Below are 22,189 nucleotides of genomic sequence, written 5' to 3' on the forward strand. Positions count from 1 at the left end.
GATGACCGGTGCGGCCGGCCCCCTGGGGAGGCCGGCCGCACCGGTGGTTCACCGGGTCAGCTGAAGTCCTTCAGCAGCTTCTTGTAGTCCTCGGCGATCTTGTCCAGACCCTCCTGCGTGGACTGCTTGCCCTGCAGGATCTTCGTCAGGTTCTGTCCGAAGGAGTCACCCAGCAGGGTGCTGTACTCGGGCAGCTCCGGGCGCGGCTGCGCGGAGTCGGCCAGCACCTGCTGGAAGTCCGCGATGCCCGGGGTGGCCTTGACCTCGGCGGTGTAGGCGGAGGTGCGGGTGGGCAGGGTGCCGTTCTTCAGGGCGATCTGCGCCTGGGTCTCGCCGGAGGTCATCCAGCCGACGAACTTCAGCGCGGCCTCCTGCTCGGCCTTCGGGGAGCCGGCGTAGACGGAGAGGTTGTGGCCGCCGGTCGGGGCGCCGGACTTGCCGGTGGAGCCGGCCGGGGGGGACGCCACGCCGAGGTTGGCCGGGTCGGTGAAGGCCTTGCCCTTCAGGATGTTGGTCAGCTCCCAGGGACCCTGGACGATCATCGCGACCTTGCCGTTGACGAACGCGTCCTGCATGTGCGCGTAGGCGTCGGCGGTCACGTCCAGCTTGGCCACGCCGGGCGCGGCGAGGACGTCCTTGGAGATGTCGACGGCCTTGACGGCCTCCGGGGAGTTGATCGTGATCTTCTTGCCCGCGGCGTCCACCATGTCGGTGCCCTCGCCGTAGAGGAAGGGCAGCTCGTAGTAGGTGGCGTTGTTCAGCCAGAAGCCGTCGACGCCGGCCTTGTCCTTGACGTCCTTGGCGACCTGCTTGAGCTCGTCCCAGGTGGCGGGGGCCTTGTCGTGGCCGGCCTTCTTCAGGAGGTCCTTGTTCCACATCAGGCCGAGGGTGTCGGTCACGATGGGGGCGCCGTAGGTCTTGCCCTCGTACTGCGCCTGCTTGAGCAGCGAGGGGGTGATGTCGTCCTGCTTGTCCAGCGCGGCGGTGCCGTCGAGCGGGGCGAGGTACTGCAGCTTGGCCCAGGAGGAGGTCCAGCCGACCTCGGCGCGGATGACGTCCGGGGCGCCCTTGCTGCCGGCGGCCGTCTGGAACTTGTTCTGCGCCTGGTCGAAGGGCACGTTGACGTACTTGACCTTGATCTTCGGGTTCTTGTTCTCGAAGTCCTTGATCAGGGCCTGGTAGTTGGGGGCCTCGTTGGTGGCGTTCGAGGTGTCCCACCACGTGATCGTCACGGGCTTGTCGGCGGACTTGCCGTCGCTGTCGCCGTTGTCACCGCAAGCCGTCGCCGCGAGCGCAAGGGTTGCGACAAGGGCGGTGGCTGTGAACACCCGCTGGGGTATGCCACGTCGCATGTGAACTCCTTCAAAGGTGGACCGCTTCATCGCGGCGCCGGACGCGGAGGAAGCTAACAGCTCCGCAAGCCTTGCGAAAGACCTTGCAGAGCTTTTCCGCAAGAGCCCTCGATCGTTACCATCGCGTGTCCGGTACGTTGCCGCCCCGCATCCGGTGGGCGGTCTGGGGGTACGGAACGGGGGCGGCGGGGTCCGCACGGCGGTGGGAGCGGCTGCGACTGCAAGCACTATCGCAAAGCCTTGCACAGCTGTTACGGTGCCAGCGCCAGCACCACGGACGAAGAGAGAGCACCCCCACGATGACGGGACTTGCCGATATCGCCACCCAGGCGGGGGTGAGCGCGGCCACGGTCAGCCGGGTTCTCAACGGCAAACCGGGGGTCGCCGCCACCACCCGCCAGTCGGTGCTGGCGGCGCTGGACGTCCTGGGCTACGAGCGGCCGGTGCGGCTTCGCCAGCGCAGCGCGGGCCTCATCGGGCTGATCATCCCGGAGCTGGACAACCCGATCTTCCCGGCCTTCGCCCAGGTCATCGGCGAGTCGCTGGCCCGCCAGGGCTACACGCCGGTGCTGGCGACGCAGTCGCCGGGCGGCTCCACCGAGGACGAGCTGACCGAGATGCTGGTCGACCACGGCGTCGACGGCATCGTCTTCGTCTCCGGCCTGCACGCCGACACCTCCGCCGACATGTCGCGCTACGAGCGGCTGCGCGGCCAGGGGGTGCCGTTCGTCCTCATCAACGGCTTCTCCGAGCAGGTCCGCGCCCCGTTCGTCTCCCCCGACGACCGGGCGGCGATGAAGCTGGCACTGACGCATCTGGTCTCGCTGGGCCACCGGCGCATCGGGCTGGCCCTCGGGCCGAAGCGGTTCGTGCCGGTCCAGCGCAAGACGGAGGGCTTCCTCTCGGCGATGGCGGAGCTGCTGGAGGTGGGCGAGTCGCAGGCCAGGGAGCTGGTGCAGCACTCGCTGTACTCGCTGGAGGGCGGCCAGGCGGCGGCCTCCGCGCTGCTGGAGCGCGGCTGCACGGCGCTGGTGTGCGCCAGCGACATGATGGCGCTGGGGGCGATACGGGCCGCGCGCCAGCGCGGGCTGTCCGTCCCCGGCGAGGTCTCGGTGGTGGGCTTCGACGACTCCCCGCTGGTGGCCTTCACCGACCCGCCGCTGACCACGATCCGCCAGCCGGTGACGGCGATGGGGCAGGCCGCGGTGCGGGCGCTGCTGGAGGAGATCGGCGGGACGCCGGCGCCGCACAGCGAGTTCGTGTTCATGCCGGAGCTGGTGGTGCGGGGCTCGACGGCCGCGGTCCCGCGGGCGCGGGCGGCCGCGGACTGAACCCGTGGCGCCCGTCCGCGGTGACCTGACCGGCCGGCCCCCCTCACGCGTACAGCGCCGGGCGCTCCCCCACCGCCACCGGGACCACGCCGCCCGTGCGCTGGGCCTCGACCGTCGCCGCCGCGACCGCCGTGGCCGCGTAGCCGTCCCAGGCGCTGGGGCCACTCGCCGTGCCGGCCGCAACTGAGTCGCACCACGCCCGCAGTTCCGCGTCGAAGGCGGCGGAGAAGCGCTCGCCCCACCCCTGGTCGATCTCGGTGCCCGCGCGGGCGGCGGCGCGCAGGTGGGGGCGGGCGGGATCGGGGAGGCGGATCAGGCCGAGTTCGCCGACCGTCTCGCACTGGACGTCGTAGCCGTACTGGCAGTTGACGAAGACCTCGACGTCGATACGGACCCCGCCGGCCGTCTCGAAGAGCATCACCTGCGGGTCGGCGAGGTGCGGGTGGCGGCGGCTGGTGGAGCGGGGCAGGACGACCTGGGCGGAGACGATCTCGTCGGCGAGCAGCCAGCGCGCGGCGTCGATCTCATGGACGGCGCTGTCCTGGGCGGCCATCTCGGTGGTGTAGGCGAGCGGCGCCGAGCGGTTGCGGTGGGCGCAGTGCATCAGCAGCGGGCGGCCGATGCGGCCGTCCTCGACGGCCCGTTTGACCTCGCGGTAGCCGGGGTCGTAGCGGCGCATGAAGCCGACCTGCACCAGGCGGCGGCCCAGGCGCTGTTCCGCGGCCATGATGCGCCGGCAGTCGGCGACCGTGGTGGCGAGGGGTTTCTCGCACAGGACCGGTTTGGCGGCGGCGACGGCGGCGAGCACGTGCTCGGCGTGGGTGGGGCCCCAGGAGGCGACGAGCACCGCGTCCACGTCGTCGGCGCCGATCAACTCGGCGCCCGAGGCGGCGACTCGGGCGCCGCAGCGGGCGGCGGCCTTCTCAGCGGCGGCGGTGTCGAGGTCGGCCACCGCGCTGATCCGGGCCCCGCTGACGGTGCGGGTCACGCGCTCGATGTGCTCGCGGCCGATGGCACCGGTGCCGATCACGCCTATCCGTACGGTCATGCGGACTGCTCTCCGTCCAGGTTGATCTGGTGGTTCGGGTGGGTCAGGTAGTTCGGGTGGGTCAGGTCGCGGTGAGGCCGAGTCCGCCGAGGTACGCGCGGGTGCGCACCGCGACGGGCAGCGGGACCTCGGGGGCGCAGGGGTAGAGGTCCTGCTCCACGATGACGAACAACTCCGCGTCCAGCCGGGTGAGTTGCGCCACGATCTCGGCGGGGTGCGGGACACCCGCCGGGGGTTCGACGCAGACGCCGCGTTTCACCGCCTCGCCGAAGGAGAGCTTCTCGGCGGCGACCTGGGCGAGGATCGCGGGGTCCATCTGCTTGATGTGGACGTAGCCGATGCGCTCGCCGAAGCGGCGGATGAGGTCGAGGTTGTCGCCGCCGCCGTAGGCGACGTGGCCGGTGTCCAGGCACAGCCCCGTCCAGCGGGCGTCGGTGGCGTTGAGGAAGCGCTCGATCTCCGGCTGGGTCTGGATGTGGCTGTCGGCGTGCGGGTGGACGACGAGGCGGATGTCGTACTCCTCGCGCAGCAGCCGCCCGAGCCGGTCGGCGGTGCGGCCGAGCAACGCCCACTGGGCGGCGTCGAGTTCGGGCGGTTCGGTGAAGGCGCCGGTCTTCTCCTCGCGGTAGAGCGGCGGGATGAGGACCAGGTGGCGGGCGCCGGCGGCGGCGGTGAGCGCGGCGACGCGGCGGACCTGGGCGAGGGTCTCGTCCCACAGGTCGGGGCGGTGCAGGGCGCCGAAGACGGTGCCGCCGGAGACCCGCAGCCCGCGCGCGGCCAACTCCTCGGCCAGCCGGTCGGGTTCGGTGGGCAGGTAGCCGTACGGGCCCAACTCCAGCCAGCGGTATCCCGCCTGGACCAGCTCGTCGAGGAAGCGGGTGTAGGGGACCTGGCGTTCGTCGTCGGCGAACCAGACGCCCCAGGAGTCGGGGGCGGAGCCCAGGCAGAGGTTGCCGGCGGTGCGGCGGTGCGGGGCGGGGGTTGCCATGAGGGAGGTCCTTCCCGAGGTGGCTTACAGATACGGCCGCTGGGCCCGTTTGGCTTCGCGGTACGCGGCGTGGGCGGCCCGGGTGGCCTCGTCGTCGGCGACCTCGGCCACCGGCACGTCCCACCAGGCCGCCCCGGGCGCCCCGGGCGGCAGGGGGTAGCCGCCGTCCGGGGCCGGTGGGACGAGTGCGGTGGCGACGTGCACGACGGTGGTCTCCCCGGCGGCGCGCGCCTCGTTCAGCGCGGCGCGGAACTGGGCCGTACCGGACGCCCGCAGCACCCGCGCGCCCAGGCTCGCGGCGTTGGCCGCCAGGTCCACGGGCAGCGGGGCGCCGTCGAGTCGGCCGGTCTTGCGGTCGCGGTAGCGGTAGCGGGTGCCGAAGCGCTGCGAGCCGAGGGACTCGGAGAGCGCGCCGATGGAGGCGAAGCCGCCGTTGTCGACCAGCACGACGGTGAGCTTCAGCCCCTCGGAGACGGCGGTCACCAGCTCCTGGCACATCATCAGGTACGAGCCGTCGCCGACCAGCACCACCACCTCCCTCTCGGGCGCGGCCAGTTTCACCCCGACCCCGGCGGCGATCTCGTAGCCCATGCAGGAGTAGGCGTACTCCACGTGGTACGCCTTCGGGTCGCGGGCCCGCCAGAGCGCCTGCAGGTCGCCGGGCAGCGAGCCGGCGGCGGCCACGACGACGTCGCGCTCGCCCAGCACCTCGTCCAGGACGCCGAGGATCTCGGTCTGGGCGGGCAGCGGTCCGGGGCCGGCGCGGTAGGCGCGGTCGGTGATCTGCCGCCAGTCGTCGGCCAGTTGGCGCACCCGGGCCCGGTAGGCGGGGTCCGTACGCCAGCCCGCCAGCGCGCGGCCGAGCCCCTCCAGGCCGGCCCTGGCGTCGGCGACCAGCGGCTCGGCGGCGTGCTTCACGGCGTCCAGGCGGGCGGTGTTGAGGTTGACGAAGCGGACGGCGGGGTCGGCGAAGACGGTGCGGCTGGCGGTGGTGAAGTCGCTGTAGCGGGTGCCGATGCCGAGCACCACGTCGGCCTCGGCGGCCAACCGGTTCGCGGCGGCCGTCCCGGTGGCGCCGAGCGCGCCGACCGCGCAGGGGTGGTCCCAGCCGATCGCGCCCTTCCCGGCGTGGGTGTCGGCCACCGGGATGCCGGTCGCGGCGGCGAACTCCCGCAGCTCCTCGCAGGCTTGGGAGTACACCACCCCTCCGCCGGCGACGATCAGCGGTCTGCGCGCCTGCCGCAGCAGCGCCGCCGCGCGGGCGAGCGCCGCCGGCTCGGGCTGCGGGCGTCCCACGTGCCAGACGCGGCGGCGGAGGAACTCCTCGGGCCAGTCGAAGGCCTCGGCCTGGACGTCCTGCGGCAGGCAGAGGGTCACCGCGCCGGTCTCCGCCGGGTCGGTGAGCACGCGCATCGCGGCCAGGGCGGCGGGGATGAGCTGCTCGGGGCGCTGGACGCGGTCGAAGTAGCGCGAGACGGGCCGCAGCGCGTCGTTGACGGAGACATCGCCGTGGCGGGGGTCCTCCAGCTGCTGCAGTACGGGCTCGGCGACCCGGGTGGCGAAGGTGTCGCCGGGCAGGAGGAGGACGGGCAGCCGGTTGGTGGTGGCCAGGGCGGCGCCGGTGACGAGGTTGGTGGCGCCGGGGCCGACGGAGGTGGTGCAGGCGAAGGTGGCGAGGCGGTCGTGGGCCTTGGCGTAGGCGGCGGCGGTGTGCACCATGGCCTGCTCGTTGCGGGCCAGGAAGTAGGGCAGCTCCTCGGCGTGCTGGAGCAGCGCCTGCCCGATCCCGGCGACGTTGCCGTGGCCGAAGATGCCCCACACCCCGTCGACCAACCGCCGCTCGCGGCCGTCGCGTTCGCTGTACTGGGCGGCCAGGAAGCGTACGAGCGCCTGGGCGGTGGTGAGTCTCACCGGGCTCCTCCGTGCTGCGGGTGCGGGGCCGCGGCGAACGGCAGCCGGGGGTCCACCTGCTGCCCCGGCCACGTGGCGCGTACCCAGGCGTGCGCCGGGTCGTCGCGGATCAGCCAGGCCCGCTCGGGGCCGGGTCCTGCCATGACGTTGAGGTAGTACAGGTCGTAGCCCGGCGCGGCCGTCGACGGCCCGTGCCAGCCGTGCGGGACGAGCACCGTGTCGCCGTCGCGGACCTCCGCCAGCACGTCCAGGGGCCGCCCGGGGGTGCCGCGGACGCGCTGGTAGCCCAGGCCGCCGGGGGCGGTCTGGAAGTAGTAGACCTCCTCCAACTCGCTCTCAGTACCCGGGTGTTGCTCGTCGTGCTTGTGCGGCGGGTAGGAGGACCAGTTGCCGCCGGGGGTCAGCACCTCGCAGACCAGCAGCCGTTCGGCCGCGAAGGTGTGCGGCAGGCAGTAGTCGTGCACCTGGCGGCTGCAGCTCCCGGCCCCGCGCAGCTCGATCGGCACGGCGCCGGCGGGCCCGTAGCGCACGGGCAGCCGCCGCTCGCAGCGGGCACTGGGCAGCGCGAAGCGGCCGCCGTCGCGGCTGGTGAGGCGGGCCTCGCAGTCGCGGGGCAGGTAGAGGAAGTCACTGGGCGGCCCGAACACGCCGCTGCGGCCGACCAGTCGGTACGAGGCGCCCTCGGCCTCCACCGCGCAGCCCCCCGCCAGCGGCAGCACCAGGTGCTCCGCGTCTCCGGTCGCCACGGCGTACACCACCCCGGGGGCGGCGTCCAGGACCCGCAGCCCGCTGTAGCGCCAGCCGGCCGTCTCGGGAGTGATGACCGTGCGGTACGGGCCCTCGGCGCTCTCGCCCGCCCGCAGATGGGTCTTGGTCATCGCGCCCCCTGCGCGCGGACGGCGCCCAGGAGCCGCTCCACCTCGGCCTCGGTGGGCATGGCGTCGGAGCAGGCCAGCTGTCCGGCGACATGGGCGCCGGCCGCGCCCGCGAAGGCGAGGGTGCGCTCCACCTCCCAGTCGGCGAGCAGTCCGTGCACCAGCGCGCCGCCGAAGGCGTCGCCGGCGCCGAGTCCGTTGACGACGTCGACCGGCACGGGCGGCTGCTCGACGGTGGTGCCGTCGCGGTGCACGGCCAGCACCCCGCGCGGGCCCTGCTTGACGACGGCCAGCTCAACGCCCGTGGCGAGCAGGGCCCTTGCCGCCCGGTACGGATCGCTCTCGCCGGTGGCGACCTCGCACTCCGCGAGGTTGCCGACGGCGACCGTGGCGTGGGCGAGCGCCTGCCCGTACCAGTCGCGCGGCGGGGTGCGCCAGAACATCGGGCGCCAGTCCAGGTCGAAGACCGTGTGCCGGGCACGGTCGCGGGCCCGCAGGGCGGCCAGGGTGGCCGAACGGCTCGGCTCCTCGCACAGACCGGTGCCGGTCATCCAGAAGACGCGGGCGGCGCGGATCGCGTCGAGGTCCAACTCACCGATGGATATGTCGAGATCGGGGGCCTTGGGGAAGCGGTAGAAGTACAGCGGGAAGTCGTCGGGCGGGAACAGCTCGCAGAACACCACCGGCGTCGGCAGCCCCGGCGACACGCCCACCTGCGCGGTGTCCACGCCGTATCCGGTGAGCGCGGTGCGGACGAAGGCGCCGAAGGGGTCGGCGCCGGTCTTGGTGACCACCCCGGCGCTGCGGCCGTAACGGGCCGCCGCCACCGCCACGTTGACGGGGCTGCCGCCCAGGTAGCGGCGGAAGGAGGCGACCTCCGCCAGCCCGACGCCGCTCTGCAGCGGATAGATATCGACCCCGACCCGCCCCATCGTCAGCACGTCCAGCGCCATCGACCCACCTCTCCCGATCCGCGGGGAGGGACGGCTCCCGCGCCCGCCCTACCCTGGGGATCACGCTGTTCCGGGTCGGCCCGTCTGTCAAGGGTCCCGCCGCCGCCCCGGTAGCGTGATCGTCCCGACCCCGCCTACGGAGGCGCCGTGAAACTCACCATCCTGGGCGGCGGCGGCTTCCGCGTCCCGCTCGTGTACGGGGCCCTGCTCGCCGACCGCGCCCCCGGCCGGGTCACCGAGGTGACGCTGTACGACGTGGACGCGGGCCGGCTGGCCGCCGTCGCCCGGGTACTGGCCGAGCAGGCGGCCGGGCAGGCCGACGCGCCCGACGTGAGCGCGACCACCGACCTGGACGGGGCGCTGCGCGGCGCCGACTTCGTCTTCTCCGCGATCCGGGTCGGCGGCCTGGCGGGCCGGGCGGCCGACGAGCGCATCGCGCTGGACGCGGGCGTGCTCGGCCAGGAGACGGTCGGCGCGGGCGGCATCGCGTACGGGCTGCGCACCCTGCCGGTGGTGGAGCACATCGCCGAGCGGACGGCCGCCCTCGCCCCGGACGCCTGGTTCATCAACTTCACCAATCCCGCCGGCCTGGTCACCGAGGCCGTGTCCCGGCGGCTGGGCGACCGGGTGATCGGCATCTGCGACTCCCCCGTCGGCCTCGTCCGCCGGGTGGCGCACGCGCTGGACGCGGGGGGCGGGTCGGGATCGGGGGCGGGTCCGGGGTCGGGGGCGGGGGCGGGGGAGGTCTGGGCCGACTACGCGGGCCTGAACCATCTCGGCTGGCTGCGCGCCCTGCACGTCGACGGGCGCGACCGACTCCCGCGCCTGCTCGCCGACTCCGAGCTGCTGGGCTCCTTCGAGGAGGGCCGGCTCTTCGGCGCGGAGTGGATCCGCGCCCTGGGCGCGGTCCCCAACGAGTACCTGCACTACTACTACTTCCACCGCGAGGCGGTCCGCGCCTACCGGCAGGCCCCGCAGACCCGCGGCGCCTTCCTCCACGCCCAGCAGGCCGGTTTCTACGCGCGCCTGGCCGACCCGGCCGCCCCCGCCCTGCGCACCTGGGACGACACGCGCGCCGAGCGCGAGGCCACGTACATGGCGGAGAGCCGGCAGGCCGCCGGAGCCGGCGCGCGCGACACGGCGTCGCTTACTGGGCTCACCGAGTCCGGCGGCTACGAGAAGGTGGCGCTCGCCCTGATGCGGGCCATCGCCCGCGACGAGCGCGCCACGCTGATCCTCAACGTCCGCAACCGGGGCGCGCTGCCCGGTCTGGACGCGGACGCCGTGGTGGAGGTCCCCTGCCTGGCGGACGCCAACGGGGCGCATCCGCTGGCGGTTTCCCCGCTGGCGCCGCACGCCGCCGCGCTCGTCGGCGCCGTGAAGGCCGCCGAACGCGCGACGCTGGCCGCCGCCGCGTCCGGCTCGCGCACCGACGCGGCGACGGCGTTCGCGCTGCACCCCCTGGTCGACTCGGTGGGCGTGGCACGGCGGCTGGTGGACGACTACCGCGCGGCGCACCCGGGGCTGGCGTACCTGCGCTGAGACAGATCCGCGGACCTCAACGCCCGTCCCACAGCGCCCGTTCGTCCCCGCGCGGGTCGTGGACGACGCCGCGCGCCGGCTCGTCGAAGACCATCACCGGCCGCGTCCCCACCTCGTACGGCACCCAGCCCGGATCGCCGTCGGTGGCGAAGGCCACCCAGGCGGCGTGCATCCGCCGGGCGAGGTCGCGCGGCGGGTTGTCGCCGACCAGCGGGCCGCGGCCGGGGACGTCCAAGGTGTCGAACATGAAGGCGAGTTCGACGGCGTGGCAGGCGCCCAGACCGCTGGTCTCGGTGCCCCAGGCGAACTCGTACATGTACGTGGCGGCCGGCCCGCCCGCGCGCGCCTCCGCCACCCGGATCGCGGGGACGCGGAAGTAGCTGTCGGTGATCGCGGCGCAGAGCAGGTCGCCCGGGGAGGCGCCGGGCCGGTTGGCGGCGTAGTGCGCGGCGCGCTCCGCGCCGACCATGCCGTGCAGGAGCGGCTCGTCGACGAAGGGGGCGAGGCCGGTCGGTACGACGAAGAGGCGGTACTCCTCCGCGGTCGTACCGGTCAGCAGCGCCACCTCGCTTCCGGCCCCGGCGGCGATCGCCTCCAGCGGCGGCCGCTGGAGGAACTCCCCGTCCACGACCGGCGGATAGGCCATCCCCGCGGCCACCACGCTGGATCCGAAGCGCGCCCGGTCGCGCTGGAAGGAGACGTCCGCGCCGATCTGCGCCTGCGCCTCCATGAGCCGCTCCGCGGCGACCTGCCCGAAGCCCGCGGCGGTCGGCTCCACCCCGAGCAGCTTGGCGGTCTCGGCCGCCACCAGCCGCGCGTCCTCCAGCGTCACCACGCCCTGGCCGGCGCCGCTCATCGTGACGGCGCGCCGGAAGAGGCCGGCGCCCTGCGGCAGGGAGAGCAGGGTGGTGACGCTCATCGCGCCGGCCGACTCCCCGGCGATCGTGACGCGGTCGGCGTCGCCGCCGAAGGCCGCGATGTTGTCGCGCACCCACTCCAGCGCGGCGAGCTGGTCGCGCAGTCCGAGGTTGGCGGGGGCGTCCGGGAGGGCGGCGAAACCGGGCACGCCCAGGCGGTAGTTGAGGCTGACCATGACCACGCCGTCGCGGGCGAAGGCGTGCCCGTCGTAGGCCGGTACGGCGCTGGAGCCGTTGCGGAAGGCGCCGCCGTGGATCCACACCAGCACGGGCAGTCCGGTGGCGCCGGGGTCGGGGGTCCACACGTTGAGGTTGAGGCATTCCCCGCCCTCGATCGCCGGGTCGGTGAGGAGTTCCTCGAAGGGCGGCTGGTACGCGGGGTGGGGCACGGTCGGCCCGTACGCGACGGCCTCCCGCACACCCTCCCAGGCCGGGGGCGCGCCGGGGGCCTCGTACAGCGCGGGGCCGACGGGGGCGGGCGCGTACGGGATGCCCTTGAAGGAGGCCACTCCCCCGGTGGCACGGCCGCGCAGCCGGCCCTGCTTGATACTGACGACGACGTCCATCGGGCTCCTCTTCCGGTGGGCGCGCTGCGGGCGCCGGGCCCGAGCGGTACGGACCAGTCAACATACCGGCCGGTCGGTCTTCGGTACAGATCCTGCGGGGGTCCCCGTCCGTCCGTGCACGCCCCTTGCCCCCGCCCGTGCGGCACTGGTGGTATGCCCCGGACAGGCGGCATGCGGTGACGACGCAAAGGGGTGGGAACTGTGCCGACCGGCAGACGCGGACCCGGTGGACGGATCGCGGGGGCAGCGCTCTCGCTGCTGGCCCTCCTCCTCAGCTGTACGGGCGCGGGGGCGGCGAGCGCGGCCGAGGCGCCGCCGCCCGCACCGCGGACGGTGGGCACGGCCTCGTACAACCTCTACCTCGGCGCCAACCTGCAGCCCCTCTTCGCCGCGACCAGCCAGGCCGAGCTGGTCCAGCGCGCGGGCGAGACCTACCGGGCGATGGAGTCGACGAACTTCCCCGAGCGCGCCACCGCCATCGCCGACCTGCTGGCCGCGCGGGCGCCCGACGTGGTCGGTCTGCAGGAGGTGGCACGGTGGGAGCGCGGCCCCCTGACCGGCGAGCCGGCCGTCACCCAGGACTTCCTGGCGATCCTCCTCGCCGAGCTGGCCGAGCGCGGTACGCCCTACCGGGCGGTGGCGGTGAACACCAACTTCACCGGACAGCTGCCGATTTCGGCGACCGAGCAGGCGCGCTTCACCGACCGCGACGTGATCATCGTGCGTGAGGGGCTGCCGGTCTCGCGGCTGCGGACCTCGGACGCGCAGGAGCACACCTTCGCCGCGAAACTGGTGATCCCGAGCCGGATCCCGGGGCTCTCCTTCACGGTGCCGCGCGGCTGGTCGGCGGTGGACGTGACGGTGCGCGGGAAGACCTTCCGCTTCGCCAACACGCATCTGGAGGCGTTCGGCCCGGCGGCCGTCCGCAACGCGCAGGCGCAGGAGATGGCCGCGGCGCTGGCCGCCTCCCCGTACCCGGTGGTGCTGGCCGGGGACCTCAACTCCCGTCCCACGGACGGCGCGGGCGCGTACGGGATCGTGGCGGCGGCGGGCTTCGCCGACTCCTGGCTCGCCTCGGGCGGCGAGGTGGACGGCGGCTGGACCTCGGGCCAAACGGACTCGCTGCTGGACCCCGGCCGGATCACGCACCGTATCGACTACGTGCTGGCGCAGCCGCGGGGCATCGGCTTCGTCTCGGCGGAGGTGATCGGCGAGGAGGAGGCGGACCGCTCCTCCCCCACCGGCTTCTGGCCCTCGGACCACGCGGGCGTGGTCGCGGTGCTGAGGCTGGCGCGTCCCTAGGTTCCGTACTCCGGACCGGACCCAGGCCCTCGCCCGGACCGGACCCAGGCCCTCGCCCGGACCGGACCCCGGGCCTCGTCCGGCGGATCGGCGGCGTGAAGCAGACCTGCGACCGCCCTTAAGAAAACCTCGATGGCCCCGGCCCCCGATCTACGGCATGGTCGTGCCCGGTGCCCCGCCGGGGCCCACGCTCCCCCCACCCGGCATGACCGTTTCGCTACGCTTTGCCCGACAGGGAGCAGCTGCGGGCGCACATATGCGCGCGAGAACGACCGAAAAGGGAGCCCAACGGTGAAAGCGCTGGTCAAGGCCAAGGCGGAGCCAGGACTGTGGCTGGCGGATGTACCGGAGCCGCAGCTCGGCCCCGGTGACGTGCTCATCAAGGTGCAGCGCACCGGGATCTGCGGCACGGACCTGCACATCCGCAACTGGGACGGCTGGGCGCAGTCGGTGATCGACACCCCGCTGGTCCTCGGCCACGAGTTCGTCGGCGAGGTCGTGGAGACCGGCCGCGACGTGGGCGACATCGCCGTCGGCGACCGGGTCAGCGGCGAGGGGCACCTCGTCTGCGGTAAGTGCCGCAACTGCCTGGCCGGGCGCCGCCACCTGTGCCGCGCCACGGTCGGCCTGGGCGTCGGCCGCGACGGCGCCTTCGCCGAGTACGTGGCGCTGCCCGCCTCCAACGTCTGGGTGCACCGCGTCCCCGTCGACCTCGACACCGCCGCGATCTTCGACCCCTTCGGCAACGCCGTGCACACCGCGCTCTCCTTCCCGCTCGTCGGCGAGGACGTGCTGATCACCGGCGCCGGCCCGATCGGCCTGATGGCCGCCGCCGTCGCCAACCACGCCGGTGCCCGCAACGTGGTGATCACCGACGTCAGCGAGGAGCGCCTGGAGCTGGCCCGCAAGATCGGCGTCAGCCTCGCGCTGGACGTGGCGAAGACGCCGATCGCCGAGGGCCAGCGCACGCTCGGCCTGCGCGAGGGCTTCGACGTGGGCCTGGAGATGTCCGGCAACCCGGCCGCGATGCGCGACATGATCGCCAACATGACCCACGGCGGGAAGATCGCCATGCTGGGGCTGCCGGCCGAGGAGTTCGCCGTCGACTGGGCCCGGGTCGTCACCTCGATGCTCACGATCAAGGGCATCTACGGCCGGGAGATGTTCGAGACCTGGTACGCGATGTCCGTGCTGGTCGAACGGGGTCTGGACCTCTCGCCGGTGATCACGGGCCGCTATCCGTACACCGAGTTCGAGGCCGCCTTCGACGACGCGGCCAGCGGCCGCAGCGGCAAGATCCTCCTCGACTGGACCGTCTGACCGACGCCGTCCGGCCGGGGGTACGGGCCACCGCGCCCGTCCCCCCGGCCCCACCATCCGTACGTCCGCCCGTACGCCCGTACGCCCGACGAAGGACCCGTATGTTCGACTCCGCACGCCCCCAGCTCCAGGCCGTCCTCGACGAGATCACCGCCGCCGGGCTGCACAAGCCCGAGCGCGTCATCGACACCCCGCAGTCCGCCAGCGTCCAGGTCAGCTCCGGCGGCCGCCCCGGCGAGGTGCTCAACTTCTGCGCCAACAACTACCTCGGCCTCGCCGACCACCCCGAGGTCGTCGCCGCCGCCCACGAGGCGCTGGACCGCTGGGGCTACGGCATGGCCTCGGTGCGCTTCATCTGCGGCACCCAGGAGGTGCACAAGGAGCTGGAGGCGCGCCTGTCGTCCTTCCTCGGCCAGGAGGACACGATCCTCTACTCCTCCTGCTTCGACGCCAACGGCGGCGTCTTCGAGACGATCCTCGGCCCCGAGGACGCGGTCGTCTCCGACGCCCTCAACCACGCCAGCATCATCGACGGCATCCGGCTGTCCAAGGCCCGCCGCTTCCGCTACGCCAACCGCGACATGGCCGACCTGGAGCAGCAGCTGAAGGCCGCCGACGAGGGCGGCGCGCGGCGCAAGCTGATCGTCACCGACGGCGTCTTCTCGATGGACGGCTACGTGGCGCCGCTCGCGGAGATCTGCGACCTCGCCGAGCGCTACGACGCGATGGTGATGGTCGACGACTCCCACGCGGTGGGCTTCGTCGGCCCCGGCGGTCGCGGTACGCCCGAGCTGCACGGCGTCATGGACCGCGTCGACATCATCACCGGCACGCTGGGCAAGGCGCTGGGCGGCGCCTCGGGCGGCTACGTGGCCGCGCGCGCGGAGATCGTGGCGCTGCTGCGCCAGCGCTCGCGCCCGTACCTCTTCTCCAACAGCCTCGCCCCGGTGATCGCCGCCGCCTCGCTGAAGGTGCTGGACCTGCTGGAGGGCGCCGACGGGCTGCGCGGCCGACTAGCCGCGAACACCGGGCTGTTCCGCTCGCGGATGACCGAGGCCGGCTTCGAGATCCTGCCCGGCGACCACGCCATCGCCCCGGTGATGATCGGCGACGCGGCCAGGGCGGCGCGGATGGCCGAACTCCTGCTGGAGCGCGGGGTGTACGTGATCGGCTTCTCCTACCCGGTGGTCCCCCAGGGCGCGGCCCGCATCCGCGTCCAGCTCTCGGCGGCGCACTCCACCGAGGACGTCAACCGCGCGGTGGACGCGTTCGTCGACGCGCGCGCGGCGCTGGAGGCGGAGGAGGCGGCGGCCTGAGACCCCGCCGCCTGAGGCACCTCCCGCACCGCCCGCACCGCCCGTACGAGGCCGCTCCCCCGCCCGGGAACGGCCTCTCGGCGTACCCGCACCGTGGGAGAATCAGCCGCATGATCGAGGCACGGCGGCTGCACATCCTGCGCGCGGTGGCGGACCACGGCAGCGTCACCGGGGCGGCCGCCGCGCTGTACCTGACGCCGTCGGCCGTCTCGCAGCAGCTGGCGGCGCTGGAGCAGGAGACGGGCCACAAGCTGGTCGAGCGCGGCGCCAAGGGGGTACGCCTCACACCGCCCGGGGAGATCCTGCTGCGGCACACCAACGCGGTGCTCGCCCAGTTGGAGCGGGCGGAGGCGGAGCTGGCCGCGTACGGCAGCGGCGCGGCGGGCACGGTGACCCTCGCCGCCTTCGCGACGGGGATCGGCCTGGTGGTCGGCCCCGCGCTGGCGGAGCTGGCCCGCAGCGCGCCGGGGATCCGGGTGCGGGTGCTGGACGCGGAGGGCGACGCGAGCCTGGCGATGGTGCTGGACCGGCAGGTCGACATCGCGGTGGCGGTGGAGTACCGGGGCGCGCCGGGCGCCGACGATCCGCGCCTGACGCGGGTGGCGCTCTACGAGGAGCCGTTCGACGCGGTGCTGCCGGTCGGCCACCGGTGCGCGGGGGCACGGCGGGTGGCGCTGGCGGAGCTGGCGAAGGACACCTGGATCGGCCCCTACCCCGGCAACCCCTGCCACGACGTGGTGGTACTGGCCTGCGAACACGCGGGTTTCCAGCCGCAGTTCGAGCACTCCTCGGACGACTTCCGCGCGGTGGTGGCGCTGGCCTCGGCGGGCGCCGGGGTCGCCCTGGTCCCGCGCTCGGCACTGCGCGGCATCGAACCGGGCGCCCCGGGAGCAGGGGCGGTGGTGCGCCCGGTGGACTCGGTGGCCCCCACCCGCAAGGTCTTCGCAGCGGTCCGCCAGGGCGCGGAGTCGCATCCCCTGCTGCGGCCCGTACTGGACACCCTGGGAGGGGTGTCCCCGTAGGAGCGTGCACAGCGAGAACCGTCGCCGGCCGGGTGGCCTGTGGCGGTGGGCGCCCGGCCGGCGACGGTGAACTGACGGCCTACCAGTGCGGGTTGAGGGCCTTCTTCGTCACGCACGTCCCCCATACCAGGCCGTCGCGGCCCACGTTCTGGGTCTGGAGGTGGGCGGAGACGATGCCCTTGCGGTTCAGGGCGAAGGTCTTCCAGACGCCGTGCTTGCCGTTGGGGACGGCGTGCCAGCGGTAGTAGTGGCGCGAGCCGTCGGGACTGACGGTCACCAGTCGCACCTGCGCCGTGCGGCGGTCCGCCTTCAGGTCCTTGGCGTGGATGTCTAGCTCCACCCGGCGCGCGGTGGTGAACTCCGCGCGGAAGGAGCCCTGCGCACCGCCGTCCGGGGTCGTGCAGGTCTGCGGGGGGTGGTGGCCCGGGTGGGCGGGGGCGGCGGACGCGGCGGACGCCGGCAGCCAGACCGGGGCCGTAAGGGCGGCGCACAGGGCGACGGCCGCCGCACCGGGGAATCGAGGCGCCATGGGGCTCTCCTATCGCGAGGGGGAGGACAACGAAACGGAATCTAACGTTCCGTCGGCCTTCGGGAGAGGCGCGGCGCGCTGGATCAAGGGTGAGGCGGCTATCCGCCCACCGCCTCCACCCGGTTCTCGGCCCTGCTTCCCGTACGGGCGCCCTTCGCGGCGGTGACATCCGAGAGCCGGGCGTGGACGAGCAGGTTGCTCTCGTACGAGCGGGTCTTCCGGTCGAACGGCGGCGCGCAGGTGATCAGCCACAGCCCCGGCTGCCCCTTGCCCCCGAGCACCCGCTCGGCGGGGAAGTCCGCGCGGCGCCGGTAGAGCCGCTCGTCCACGGTGAACTCCGCCCGGGTGCCGTCGGCCCTGCTGACCACGACGCGGTCGCCCTTGCCCAGTTCGCTGAGGCGGAAGAAGACCGCGCGCTGCTTGTCGGAGTCCACGTGCCCGGTGATGACCGCCGAGCCCGGCTCGCCCGGCGAGACGCCGGCCCGGTACCAGCCGGCCGTGTTCAGCGCGGACAGGGGCGGCGAGCCGATCACCCGTCCCGCCGCGAGTCCGACGGAGTCCACCTCGGCGTCGAGGTCGATGCCGGGGATGCGCAGCCGCAGCGGTTCGGAGCGGGTCAGCGGCTCGTGCCGTACGGGCCGCGACTGCGGCTCGTCCTTGGGCGTCAGCAGCCAGGCGGTGGTGCCCAGCACCAGGCTCAGCGCCACCAGGACGGTCAGCCGCGCACGCCGGACGGCCGCCGCGCGCCTCGACCGGCACGGCGGGCGGCCCCGCCGGGCGCCGGGCGCGCGGTGTGCGGGAGCGCTCCGCGGGGCGCCGGCCTCGGGGCGCCCCGCGAAGTCGCGCCGGGCGGGATGCACCGCCCGCCGCGCCGCGCCCGTGTCGCCTCGCTCAGGCACGGGTCCTGCGGCGTCGTACGACCACCGCGGCGCCCGTCGCGAGGGAGGCCGCCGCCAGTGTCGCGGCGATCGCGGTGGTGGCGGGCGAGTCGCCCGCCTGGGCGGCGGCGAGCTCCTCGGCGGCGCCGCCGCCACCGGTGTGCGGCGGGCGGACGGGGCAGTCGGCGTCCGGCCGGCCGGCCGTGCCCGCGGCGCCGGGCAGGCACGTGAGCTCGACCTCCGCCTCACGCGGGTCCGGCACCTCGGCGGTGGGCGCGGGGTCGGCGGCCGGAGCGGGGGCCGCGGGGGCAGGAGCCGCCGGCGCCGCCGGAGCCGGAGCGGCGGGGGCGGCCGGGGCGGCGGCCTGGTTGAGCTGGGAGGAATGGACGCCGGCCGTACCGGGGGCGTCGAGCCAGACCATGCAGCCGGACGGCGCCGTCCCGCTCTTGACGGTGTAGGAGCTGTCGCAGGGCGCCGAGGTGCGGCCCTTCCACGCCACGGTCGCGGTGTTCTCGTACGTGCCGCCGTCCGCCTTGGGCAGCACGGCGAACTTGATGTCGACCGACTTCCCCGGCCCGATGCCGCCCGTCCAGGCGAAGCCGGTGTCCGTCGTGGCCAGAGCGCCGTGGGGCGCGGTGGGGTTGTGGACGACGGTGGCGTCGTCCAGCAGACCGGACAGGTCCTCGTCCAGACGCACACCCGCGGCGGGGGTAGCGGTCGTGTTCTGGAGCTTGATCGTGTAGTGGACCTTCTCCTTGCCGTGCTCATCCGTGTAGCGGGCGACCGTCTTCGTCAGCTGCAGACCGGTGTTGACGGGTTCGGCGGCGGCCGGGGTGGCGGCCAGGGCCATGAGGGCCAGGGAGCCGGGGATCATCAGGGCACGGAGAAGGCCGAAGCGCGATTCATTGATCATGTAGTCATATAAATACGAAGCGTGATGGAAGACTTGTGCGACTCGCGCGAGTTCGTACGATTCCGCAGGTCAACCCGTTCGGCGCACAACACGCCCGGGCGGCTACTTCTTGGGTGCGTGCTCGGCGGCGTACATCATCACGAAGGCGATCACGTGGATGGCGATGAGGAAGTAGCCCACGCGCCACCAGAGATGGCGGGCCATGCTCTTCTCGTTCATCGAGTTGAGCGGCTCCTCGCCGGGGTCCAGGCGGGGGCGCCGGGCCGGGGCGGCCGGTCCGTCCGTCATCGGCGGCCCGCCTCCTGTCCTCGATCGGGCCGCCCGCACGCCTGCGGCGAGCAGTCGCCGCGGGGGACCCGGCCGGCGGCCCGCCCATCATCTTCCGAATTGAAGAACTTCTCAATTCATGGAGGTGTGGCCTTGACCACGGCCGGACCGCCCCTCACGGACCGCCCCTCACGAGCCGCCCTCCAGCGGCACCTCCCAGGCGTCGCAGAAGACCAGATCGCGCTCCACCGCCAGCGGCGCACCGCTGTCCGCGTCGACGCCGTACGCCGCACGGACCTCCGCGGCCGGCAGCGGCGTGAGCCGCCGCTCCGCCAGCAGCCATCCCCTGATCCGCTTGACCGGGATCCGCACGCCGCGCGCCGTGGTGCGGAAGGTCTCCGCGGCGAACGTCCGCAGGATCACGGCCGCCGTGCCGTGCCCGCGCAGCAGGACGCCGATCGCACCGGCCACGGTGGGCAGTTCGACGTCGAGCCCGCCCTGCCGGGTGACGTGGAGCGCGGTGCTCATGTCGTTCACGACGAGCAGATGGTGCGTCCCCGGCACCCCTTCCGCGCCGAGGATCCCCCGCAGCAGGAGCACGGTGCGCGGCCACGGGAAGGACTGCGCCAGCCCGAGCAGCGCGAGCCGGTGGGCGCGCTGGGCCTCCGCCCGCCGCCCCTCGTCCACCGCCACGTCCCGCCACCCGGTGAAACCGCCCGCGGCGTTCACCACGAACCGGCGCTCCCTCCCCGGCGGCACCCCCTCCCCCGGAACGTGCTCCGCGCAGCAGGCGTACCCATCGCACAGCAGCACCCGCGACCGCCGCACCCGCTGGACCTTCCCGCACCCCTCCCCGGCGCAGACGATCACCACGACCTCCTGCCTCTTCCCACCGTCGGCCCCCATGCCCACTCCCCCTCACACACAGCGATCGATGTCGCTACGGAGAGTAGTCGCAGGGTCTGACAAAGGCCCTCCCGAGGGCCCGGGGGCGGCCGGGGCAGGTCAGCCGCTCCGGCGCAGCGGCCGCTCCCCCTCCAGAGCCGCCGACAGTTCCTCCAGCGCCTCCACGACGATCCCCGCCACGCGCGGCACCGGCTCCGGCAGCTTCGCGACCCCGGCGACCGCCTCCGCCAGCCCGGTGAACTCCGGCGCCCGCCCGGCGAGCAGGGCCGCCGCCCCCTCGTCCGTCGCGCTCGCCAGCCGGTCGGCGAACTCCTCGACCGCCTCGACGTCCTCCGCCGCCACCCCCGGCGGGCCGGCCGTCGTATGCCGGGCCTCCAGCAGCAGCACCGCCCGCTGGATCGCCGCGAACGCCCGCCGGCACCGGGTCACCGCCGTCTCGCTGAGTCCCTGCGGACGTACGGGCTCCTCCTCGGCGGCGTCGGCGGCCCCGCGCAGGTCCGCGAAGGCGCGGCGCTGGTCGTTGAGCGCCTCGCGCAGTTCGCGGTGTACGCCCGGGTCGGGGCGGGCGAGCAGCCGGAAGGCGTCGGCCACGTACCGGCCGGTGGCCTCAAGGATCTCGGCGAGGTGCACGGGGATGGTCGTGGTCTGCCAGGCGGGGAAGAGGGCGTAGGCGACCAGGACGGCGAGCGCGCCCAGCACGGTGAGGCCGACGCGCTCGCCGGCCGCCACATCGGCCGGCACCCCGGCCAGGGCGAGGAGGAGCACCACGTAGGAGGCGCCGGCCACGCTGGTCAGGAAGTCGCCGCGGCGGAACTCCAGATAGAGCGTGCCGATGCACAGCACCGCGAGGGCGCCGCTCACCCAGGGCTCGGGCCGCACGAACAGCACCAGGCCCGTCGCACCCGCCACGCCGGCCACCGTGCCCGCCATCCGCGCCGCGCCGCGCCGGTAGGTCTGCCAGGCCTCGGGCCGCATGATCAGCACCGCCGCCATGGGCGCCCAGTAGCCGTGCGCGACGGGCAGTGCCCGGCCCAGCGCGGTCAGCGCCACGACCACGGCCGTCGCGCGCAGGGCGTAGCGGCGGATCAGCGAGCCGGTCGCGGCGGAGGCGCGCAGCACGGTGGCCACCTTGTGCAGCGACTGCGCGGCGGAGGGGGGCCGCACCCGGGCGTCGCTGCCCGGGGCGGGCGCCTCCAGCGCGGTCTCGATCCGCAGCAGCACCTCCAGCAGCCGGACCTCGGTGGCGGCGGTGTCCGGATCGGCGGCCGTGTCGCCTTCGAGGACGCCGAGCAGTTCCTCCAGCGCGGACTGCGCCGGCGCGGGCACGGACGCCCCCGACAGGACCGCCGTGGCGGCTCCGTCCAGGAACTCCGCCGCCGCGTTCAGTACGGCCTCGGCGGTGGCGGAGGGATGCCGGCTCGCCCCGGTCCCCTCCTCCGGTCCGGGATCGGCGACCGCGGCGAGCAGCGCCCGCGCCTGCTCCAGCAGCGGCCGCACGCCCGTGAGTCCGCCGGGGCGTCCCCGCGCGTGCAGCCGGCCCAGCGTGGAGGCGTCGCGGGCGGCGAGCAGCGCACGGGAGTCGAAGGGGGCGGTGGGCCACTCGGTGAGCAGGTAGCCGTAGTCGGCGACGGAGGCGCAGCCCTCGGCGAGGGCCTCGCGGTGCGGCTCCCAGCGCCGCGGGTGCCAGAGCCCCACCAGGACGACCTGCAGCAGGCAGCCGGCTGCGGTGGCGAGGGCCTGGCGCACCACCTCGCGCGGACTCTCGGGCTGCGGTACGAGGAACAGCATCCCGACCACCGCCGTGATCGCGACCAGTCCCGGTACGGGCCCGAGCGCCCAGCTCAGCCCCGCCGCGTACGTCCACACCCCGGCCGCGAGGAGGAAGAGGAGCGTCCAGGGCGCGGCCAGCCCGCCGGTGAGCATCGCGGCGGCGAGCGCGGCCGTCGCGGCGAGGGCGAGCAGGGGCCGGGAGGCGTAACCCGGCTGCATGATGACCAGGTTGATCAGATGCGCGCCGAAGGCCGCGGCGGCGGCCACGCCGGGCCCCTGCCACCACAGCGCGACGAAGAGCGCGATCCCCACGCCGACCGCGCCGCGCAGCGCGGCGACCGCCTCGTGCGGGCCGGGCTCGACGGCGACCCCGGCCTGCGAGGCCCTCCCCAGGAAACGGCGCCACCCGAGCCCGTAATGTGACATATGGGGGATTCTAGGAGGATTCGCCAGCTGGAGGGCGGACGGCACCGCCCGCGCTCC

Annotated in this window: 19 protein-coding genes; 6 read left to right on the forward strand and 13 right to left on the reverse strand. The window is 74.2% G+C overall.

The annotated features are described in order from the left end of the window. Window positions 1–56 precede the first annotated feature (56 nt). Window positions 57–1,352 carry an extracellular solute-binding protein gene (locus ACFQLX_RS05165; protein ID WP_386412402.1) on the reverse strand — a complete coding sequence of 432 codons (1,296 nt, stop codon included), beginning with the start codon at window positions 1,350–1,352 and terminating at the stop codon, window positions 57–59. A gap of 299 nt (window positions 1,353–1,651) precedes the next feature. Here ACFQLX_RS05165 and ACFQLX_RS05170 point away from each other — a divergent pair, with 299 nt between their 5' ends. Next, a complete protein-coding gene (locus ACFQLX_RS05170; RefSeq protein WP_386412404.1) occupies window positions 1,652–2,683 on the forward strand; it encodes a LacI family DNA-binding transcriptional regulator in 1,032 nt (343 codons plus the stop codon). Window positions 2,684–2,726: 43 nt separating this feature from the next. Here the strand turns inward: ACFQLX_RS05170 and ACFQLX_RS05175 are convergent, their stop codons facing one another. The 5 genes from ACFQLX_RS05175 to iolC all read right to left on the reverse strand — a co-directional run bounded on the left by ACFQLX_RS05175 (window position 2,727) and on the right by iolC (window position 8,458). Continuing rightward, window positions 2,727–3,731: a Gfo/Idh/MocA family oxidoreductase gene (locus ACFQLX_RS05175; RefSeq protein WP_386412406.1), complete on the reverse strand. Its 1,005-nt coding sequence runs from the start codon at window positions 3,729–3,731 to the stop codon at window positions 2,727–2,729. 61 nt (window positions 3,732–3,792) lie between these two features. Further along, the gene (locus tag ACFQLX_RS05180; RefSeq protein WP_386412409.1) at window positions 3,793–4,719 is read right to left on the reverse strand and encodes a TIM barrel protein; all 927 of its coding nucleotides are present in this window, start codon (window positions 4,717–4,719) and stop codon (window positions 3,793–3,795) included. A gap of 24 nt (window positions 4,720–4,743) precedes the next feature. Further along, window positions 4,744–6,630 carry a 3D-(3,5/4)-trihydroxycyclohexane-1,2-dione acylhydrolase (decyclizing) gene (gene iolD / locus ACFQLX_RS05185; protein ID WP_386412412.1) on the reverse strand — a complete coding sequence of 629 codons (1,887 nt, stop codon included), beginning with the start codon at window positions 6,628–6,630 and terminating at the stop codon, window positions 4,744–4,746. After that, a complete protein-coding gene (gene iolB, locus ACFQLX_RS05190; protein WP_386412413.1) occupies window positions 6,627–7,508 on the reverse strand; it encodes a 5-deoxy-glucuronate isomerase in 882 nt (293 codons plus the stop codon). Before iolB ends, iolD begins: the two co-directional genes overlap by 4 nt. After that, a complete protein-coding gene (gene iolC, locus ACFQLX_RS05195) occupies window positions 7,505–8,458 on the reverse strand; it encodes a 5-dehydro-2-deoxygluconokinase (RefSeq protein ID WP_386412416.1) in 954 nt (317 codons plus the stop codon). Before iolC ends, iolB begins: the two co-directional genes overlap by 4 nt. A 147-nt stretch (window positions 8,459–8,605) precedes the next feature. Between iolC and ACFQLX_RS05200 the strand changes: the two genes are divergently transcribed. Beyond that, window positions 8,606–10,000, forward strand: coding sequence for a 6-phospho-beta-glucosidase (locus ACFQLX_RS05200; RefSeq protein WP_386412418.1), 1,395 nt, complete (start codon window positions 8,606–8,608; stop codon window positions 9,998–10,000). A gap of 16 nt (window positions 10,001–10,016) precedes the next feature. On the opposite strand, the gene ACFQLX_RS05205 is transcribed toward ACFQLX_RS05200, so the two are convergent. Next, window positions 10,017–11,483 (reverse strand): carboxylesterase/lipase family protein, encoded by a 1,467-nt coding sequence (locus tag ACFQLX_RS05205; protein ID WP_386412420.1) that lies wholly within the window; start codon window positions 11,481–11,483, stop codon window positions 10,017–10,019. Window positions 11,484–11,684: 201 nt separating this feature from the next. On the opposite strand from ACFQLX_RS05205, the gene ACFQLX_RS05210 reads away from it, so the two are divergent. The 4 genes from ACFQLX_RS05210 (at window position 11,685) to ACFQLX_RS05225 (ending at window position 16,443) form a co-directional block, all read left to right on the forward strand. Then, the gene (locus ACFQLX_RS05210) at window positions 11,685–12,785 is read left to right on the forward strand and encodes an endonuclease/exonuclease/phosphatase family protein (protein WP_386412422.1); all 1,101 of its coding nucleotides are present in this window, start codon (window positions 11,685–11,687) and stop codon (window positions 12,783–12,785) included. Between the two features lie 291 nt (window positions 12,786–13,076). Continuing rightward, window positions 13,077–14,105, forward strand: coding sequence for an L-threonine 3-dehydrogenase (tdh, locus tag ACFQLX_RS05215; RefSeq protein ID WP_386412424.1), 1,029 nt, complete (start codon window positions 13,077–13,079; stop codon window positions 14,103–14,105). Between the two features lie 101 nt (window positions 14,106–14,206). Beyond that, complete coding sequence (locus ACFQLX_RS05220) at window positions 14,207–15,421, forward strand: glycine C-acetyltransferase (RefSeq protein ID WP_386412426.1); 1,215 nt, start codon at window positions 14,207–14,209, stop codon at window positions 15,419–15,421. Between the two features lie 110 nt (window positions 15,422–15,531). Further along, window positions 15,532–16,443 (forward strand): LysR family transcriptional regulator, encoded by a 912-nt coding sequence (locus tag ACFQLX_RS05225; protein WP_386412427.1) that lies wholly within the window; start codon window positions 15,532–15,534, stop codon window positions 16,441–16,443. A gap of 79 nt (window positions 16,444–16,522) precedes the next feature. Here the strand turns inward: ACFQLX_RS05225 and ACFQLX_RS05230 are convergent, their stop codons facing one another. The 6 genes from ACFQLX_RS05230 to ACFQLX_RS05255 form a co-directional block, all read right to left on the reverse strand. Next, window positions 16,523–16,972, reverse strand: coding sequence for a hypothetical protein (locus ACFQLX_RS05230; RefSeq protein WP_386412429.1), 450 nt, complete (start codon window positions 16,970–16,972; stop codon window positions 16,523–16,525). A gap of 98 nt (window positions 16,973–17,070) precedes the next feature. Next, on the reverse strand, window positions 17,071–17,871 hold the full coding sequence (locus tag ACFQLX_RS05235) for a sortase domain-containing protein (protein ID WP_386412431.1): 801 nt from the start codon (window positions 17,869–17,871) through the stop codon (window positions 17,071–17,073). Continuing rightward, on the reverse strand, window positions 17,864–18,763 hold the full coding sequence (locus tag ACFQLX_RS05240) for a DUF7927 domain-containing protein (protein ID WP_386412433.1): 900 nt from the start codon (window positions 18,761–18,763) through the stop codon (window positions 17,864–17,866). Before ACFQLX_RS05240 ends, ACFQLX_RS05235 begins: the two co-directional genes overlap by 8 nt. Before the next feature lie 102 nt (window positions 18,764–18,865). Next, on the reverse strand, window positions 18,866–19,051 hold the full coding sequence (locus ACFQLX_RS05245; protein ID WP_386412435.1) for a hypothetical protein: 186 nt from the start codon (window positions 19,049–19,051) through the stop codon (window positions 18,866–18,868). 168 nt (window positions 19,052–19,219) lie between these two features. Then, window positions 19,220–19,936 (reverse strand): hypothetical protein, encoded by a 717-nt coding sequence (locus ACFQLX_RS05250; RefSeq protein ID WP_386412437.1) that lies wholly within the window; start codon window positions 19,934–19,936, stop codon window positions 19,220–19,222. A 99-nt stretch (window positions 19,937–20,035) separates the two neighbouring features. After that, the gene (locus ACFQLX_RS05255; protein ID WP_386412439.1) at window positions 20,036–22,132 is read right to left on the reverse strand and encodes an FUSC family protein; all 2,097 of its coding nucleotides are present in this window, start codon (window positions 22,130–22,132) and stop codon (window positions 20,036–20,038) included. Window positions 22,133–22,189 lie beyond the last annotated feature (57 nt).

It is taken from the genome of Streptomyces polyrhachis, from assembly GCF_042663125.1.
Taxonomy (GTDB): domain Bacteria; phylum Actinomycetota; class Actinomycetes; order Streptomycetales; family Streptomycetaceae; genus Streptomyces; species Streptomyces polyrhachii.